The sequence below is a fragment of the uncultured Campylobacter sp. genome (genome assembly GCF_938018035.1).
Taxonomy (GTDB): Bacteria; Campylobacterota; Campylobacteria; order Campylobacterales; family Campylobacteraceae; genus Campylobacter_B.
Map to the genome: position 1 here is coordinate 1 of NZ_CALIJF010000189.1, position 4634 is coordinate 4634.

The 4634-nt window shown below is 50.3% G+C and carries 4 protein-coding genes and 1 pseudogene; 4 read left to right on the forward strand and 1 reads right to left on the reverse strand.

Translation table 11 applies throughout. The features are described from left to right. The 3 genes and pseudogenes from Q0257_RS05695 to Q0257_RS05705 form a co-directional block, all read left to right on the forward strand. A pseudogene (locus Q0257_RS05695) lies at positions 1-233 on the forward strand (paraslipin); the annotation flags it as partial. Next, the gene (locus Q0257_RS05700; protein ID WP_298022697.1) at positions 230-772 is read left to right on the forward strand and encodes an NfeD family protein; all 543 of its coding nucleotides are present in this window, start codon (positions 230-232) and stop codon (positions 770-772) included. The pseudogene Q0257_RS05695 and the gene Q0257_RS05700, both read left to right, overlap by 4 nt. Further along, a complete protein-coding gene (locus tag Q0257_RS05705) occupies positions 765-1814 on the forward strand; it encodes a dehypoxanthine futalosine cyclase (protein ID WP_298022700.1) in 1050 nt (349 codons plus the stop codon). The genes Q0257_RS05700 and Q0257_RS05705 overlap by 8 nt, the downstream gene beginning before the upstream one ends. Positions 1815-1939: 125 nt before the next feature. Here the strand turns inward: Q0257_RS05705 and Q0257_RS05710 are convergent, their stop codons facing one another. Beyond that, positions 1940-2221, reverse strand: coding sequence for a hypothetical protein (locus Q0257_RS05710; RefSeq protein ID WP_298022703.1), 282 nt, complete (start codon positions 2219-2221; stop codon positions 1940-1942). Positions 2222-2637: 416 nt separating this feature from the next. On the opposite strand from Q0257_RS05710, the gene Q0257_RS05715 reads away from it, so the two are divergent. Further along, on the forward strand, positions 2638-3897 hold the full coding sequence (locus Q0257_RS05715; protein ID WP_298022706.1) for a pitrilysin family protein: 1260 nt from the start codon (positions 2638-2640) through the stop codon (positions 3895-3897). Positions 3898-4634: the final 737 nt, after the last annotated feature.

Here is a 4634-nt window from a genome sequence, read left to right on the forward strand (position 1 = left end):
CGCTAGCACAGGGTCAAAAAGACGCGATGGATAGTATAAATTTAGCGATGAGCGCTTCTAGCTTTGCGGCGGAATACCTGCTCGCGCAAGGTCGCGTAAACGCCTTCAGCGAGCTGTCCAAAAACCCTAGCAAGGATAAAATTTTGATCCCTTACGAAACGAGCGAACTGCTCGGATCTCTTAGCGTGCTTAAAGAATTCCTCAGCAAAAACGGCGCGAAGGATGCTAAATGAACGCGCTGATTTTTATCATAATCGGCGTGATTTTGGCGATCGTCGAGCTTTTGGTGATGGATTTTACCTTTATATTTTTCAGCGCCGGATTTTTCATCACGGGGCTTTTGAGCTTCGGTTTTCATCTTGATTGGGACGTGCAGATTCTACTTTCGTTCGTGCTCTCTTTTGTGCTTCTGATCGCATTTAAAAAGCCGCTAAAATCACGCTTTTTCAAACCAGAAGAGAAGCATAAAGATAATTTTTTAGACGAAAGCGGCACCGGTACCGTCAAAAACGGCATGGTCTATTTCAAAGGCACGTTTTGGAAAAGCGATGAAATTTCAAATCTTAACGAGGGCGACCGCGTCGAAATTTTAGGCGTAAAAAACGGCCAGATCGTAATTAAAAAAGATAGCAGTCGAAATTCTAGCGGCGCAGACGGGATAAATTTAAATAACGGCGACGCAAATTTAAGCGACGCGGACAGCACGAGTGCCGACGATAAAAAATCTAACGTCGCCGCAAGCGATGCAAATTTAAAGGGAGCCAATGGCTAGAATGAGCGCCGATGAGGCGCTAGAGCTGATAGAACACGCCGATCTAAACGAGCTTGGGCGCGCGGCGTTTGCGCGCAAGCGTGAGCTGCACCCGGACCGCGTCACGACCTTCATCATCGATCGAAACATAAACTACACCAACGCGTGCATGGTAGATTGTAAATTTTGCGCATTTTACCGCCACGCAAGCGACGCGGACGCCTACGTGCTGAGCTTTGAGCAGATTAGCGAAAAGATCGAGGAGCTCATCGCCGTGGGCGGCACGCAAATTTTATTTCAAGGCGGCGTCCATCCGAAGCTGAAAATCGAATGGTACGAGGATCTGGTGGAGTTCATCCACAAAAATTACCCCAGCATCACGATCCACGGCTTCTCGGCGATCGAGATAGATTATATCGCGCGCCTTAGCGGCATCAGCACGCTTGAAGTACTTCGCAGACTACAAGCTAAGGGGCTCTACTCGATGCCCGGAGCCGGAGCCGAAATTTTAAGCGACCGCGTGCGAGACCTCGTAGCGCCGCGCAAAAGCGACAGCGCCACGTGGCTTAGAGTGCACGAGGAGGCGCACGGCATCGGTATGAAAACGACCGCCACGATGATGTTCGGCACGCTGGAAAGCACGCGCGAGATCGTGGAGCATTGGGAAAAAATACGCGAGCTGCAAGACCGCACGGGTGGCTTTCGAGCGTTCATTTTATGGAGTTTTCAGGGGCAAAACACCCGCCTTTTGCGCGAGCATCCCGAGATCAAAAAGCAAAGCCCAAACCGCTACCTGCGCCTGCTCGCCGTCTCACGGCTATTTTTGGATAATTTCAAAAACATCCAAAGCAGCTGGGTCACGCAGGGCAGCTACATCGGGCAGCTGGCGCTGAAATTCGGCGCGAACGATCTGGGAAGCACGATGATGGAGGAAAACGTCGTAAAGGCCGCGGGCGCGAGCTTTCGAATGAGCAAGGACGAGATGATAGCGCTGATCCGCGACGTAGGCGAAATACCCGCCAAGCGCAACACCAACTACGATATTTTGGAGACCTATGCTTAGGTGCGGGCTTTTGCGCGTTTACGGCAGGAAATTTATGCGCTTACGGTGCGAATTTAGCAGCAAATTTCGCCTTAAAACAGATAGCGAATTTTTGCGATCGCGAGCGTAGAATTTTGCCGCGGGATTTAAAATTTTGATATCGGTACGAGGTTAAATTTACAGGCGCGAGCGGAATTTGCGCGGTAAAATTCCATTTTGCTGCGAAATTTCACCTTAAAATTTTGCGGACGCGAAATTCTACACTGCAAGATTAACGCGGCGGAGACGGTGCCCGAGACGATTTTGTGAAGGCGCTTGGCGCGTTTGCGGCGACAAAGCATATTGCGGTTTCGATATACCGCAGAACTGCGTGTTTGGTAGCAGCAGCATGCGCCCCCGTTTAGGCGCGAATACATTTCGTTTCGCATCCAGAATGCGTTGCGGCGGAAAGCCGTTTGGAGCGCTGAAATTTTACAAAACGTGCGGCGCGATTAAATTTTACAATGCCGCAGGTAGTTTGCGACTAGCTGAGAAAGGGCTGTATGAATAGCGTGTGATCGGTTCGTTGGCGCTTTCGAGCCGTATTTGCAATATGACGAGGGTGGCGATTTTAAAATTTGCAGTATCCTGCGGTGCGATTAAATTTTAAAATTTTAAGCAGGACGGGCAAAACTGCCCTAGCGTGAAATTTTAGAAGCGAGTTTGAACTAAATTTTGAAAACTTGTTTTAGCGAAATTTTTAAAACGAGCCCGGCGCAAATTTCAAAAGCGGCGCGGCTGCGTCAAAATTTTAAAACCGCGCCTGTAAAAGCGATGAAATTTAAAAATTTTATAAAGGAAAACGATGGAAAAAAAAGAGATTTCACTCAAAACCAAAGGCGGCAAAAGCGCTAAAATCGACTTTTTGTATCAGTTCGACGATTCACTGCCGGTGGCGAGCTTCAAGCTAATTTTTAAAGCAAGCGGCGCGGTGAGTGAGAAGACCCCGGGGCTTGCGCGCATCTGCGCGGGCGTTTTGGGCGAGGGCTCAAAGACGCTAGGAGTGAGCGAATTTCACCGTAAGCTCGATATCCGCGCGGTCGAGATTAGCGCCACGAGCAATTTTGAGACCTTCAGCATCCAACTAAACTGCCTAAAAGAGCACTTCGATTTCGGCCTAGATATGCTGCGAGAGCTGCTTAGCAGGCCCAATCTAACGCCCTCGGTGCTTCAAAAGCTAAAGATGCAAACCATAGGCGAGATCGCCGTGCTAAAAAGCGAGTTTGATTACATCGCGACGTGCAACCTAAAAGCGCTTCTGTATCCGCGCACGAGGCTAGAGCGGCCGCTTATAGGCGACGAGGCGAGCATAGAGCGGATCACGATGAAGGACGTGCGGGAGTTTTTCGCCTCGCTGAATTTAGAGAATTTATACGTCGTTTTATGCGGCGACGTGAGCGATAAAAACCCGAAAATCGCGGAAATTCTAAGCCTTTTTGCAAGCGGAGAAAAGCGCGAGCTGCCGTTTTTCACGCCGAGCGATGCGAAAAAAATAAAGATCCAAAAGGAGCAGACGCAGCAGGCATACATCTACTTCGGTGCGCCCTTTGCGCTGCTAAAGGAGCAGGAGTTCATCGCAAACACCGCGCTTTTCGTGCTCGGAAGCAGCGGTTTCGGCAGCAGGCTGATGGAGCGCATCCGCGTTAAGCACGGGCTTGCGTACTCGGTCTATGCGCGCGGCGATTTCGAGCTTAGCCGCCGCGAGTTTTGGGGCTATCTGCAGACCAAAAACGAAAATTTACAAAACGCCGCCGCGCTCGTAAAGGCGGAGATCGCGAAATTTATCGCATCTGGCGTGAGCGAAGCGGAGCTGAAAAGCGCCAAAAAATTCCTAATCGGAAGCGCCGTGCTGCAAAAAGAGACGATGTTTAAGCGCGCGGCGATCGCGCAGAGCGAGTATTACAAGGGCTATGCATTCGGCGAGTTCGAGCGAAATTTAAAGCGCATCGAGACGCTAAAACTCGGGGCGCTCAACGATTTCATCAAGTCGCACGACGAGATTATGAACCTAAGCTTTTCCGTTATTTGCGACGAGGCCGCCGCAAAAAAGGGGCTTAAAATTTAGTCCGTCGCGGCACAGCGAGTGCATACCTGCGACCGGCCTAAGATTTGGGTAAATTTTAAAATTTGTAAAGCGGCACGGACGGCGCTAAATTTTACTTTTACGCTCCGTTTGCGTACAGCTTGTGCGTTTAAATTTAAAACCGCGCCTGCGTCGTGCTAAAATTTGCGGGGCTTTGCAGAAGCGGCAGGCTATCGCAAGCGAGTAGGGAATTTTAAATTTGCGGCGCAAACGGCGTTAAATTCTGCTTTTGCGCTCCGTTTGCAAGACGGCTTGTGCGCTCAAATTTAAAGCGGCGGATCAAATATACGCGTTTCATACGGCGCGGTAAATTCAAATAAATTTTGCGGGCGAGTGCGGCGGCACGGAGCAAAATTTATGCGCGATCTTCATGTCGCGGTCCGGGTATGCGGCTGCTGCGCGCGCACAGATTTTAAAATTTACGCGCAGTATTTGGCTGCGGCGAACGAATCGCTGCTCGCAAGCAGATCGCTGCCGTTTTGCACCGCGCCGGCGGTTTGTATGAGCTCTTTTGGTTTGCGAGCCGCCCGATAAAATTTTAAAACTGCGCCTGCAACGTACGATCAGCAGCGAGAGGCGCAACTTGCGGTGATGAGAACTCATACAGCATGTCGAATTCAAAGAGTGTTTCGTGTGGCGAGCGAATTTTAAAGGCGCCGTGCACGGCTCGGTAAAATTTCAGCGCGCAAAATCAAAGCCCGATTTCGCACGCCGCTTAC